The sequence below is a fragment of the Neisseria sp. P0021.S007 genome (genome assembly GCF_051956855.1).
The window spans coordinates 1-591 of the sequence record NZ_JBQCXA010000819.1; the positions used below are offsets into that span (position 1 = coordinate 1).

Genomic DNA, 591 nt, shown 5'->3' on the forward strand with positions numbered 1-591 from the left:
GGTGTACCGCCATAATTTGAATGTGTCTGAGGCTGCGGATGCGCTCTTTACTTCGCAGCCGGGTATTTCCAAGCAAATCCGCCTTTTGGAAGAAGAACTGGGGGTGCAGATTTTTATACGCAGCGGCAAGCGTGTGGTGTCTGTTTCCCAACCGGGTAAGGCGGTGTTGGAAATTTCGGAACGGATTTTGCGAGATGTCCAAAATATTAAGAATATCGGCAGCGAGTTTACCGATCACGACAGCGGTGCTCTGACGATTGCGACGACGCATACGCAGGCACGCTATGCGCTGCCTTTGATTGTGGCGGATTTTGTGAAGCGTTATCCGAGGGTCAATTTGACGATCAAGCAAGGGAGTCCTGCGGCGATTGCGCAAATGGTCAGTAATGGCGAGGCGGATATTGCGATTGTGACGGAGCGGATTGACGATCATCCCGAATTGAGCAAGTTGACGTGTGATGAATGGAATCATGCGGTTATCGTGCCGAAAGAACATCCTTTGTTGGAATGTATGAATCCTTTAAGTATCGAGGATTTGGCTTCGTTTCCTTTGATTACTTACGAATTTGCATTTAATCAGGTTGGTAGTAT

At 48.2% G+C, this 591-nt stretch carries 1 protein-coding gene; it reads left to right on the top strand.

Annotation, left to right across the window (positions count from 1 at the left end):
• Position 1 precedes the first annotated feature (1 nt).
• Positions 2–591, top strand: a 590-nt coding sequence (locus ACTHUR_RS16135; protein WP_440399689.1) for a LysR substrate-binding domain-containing protein, incomplete at its 3' end; no start/stop codon positions are given.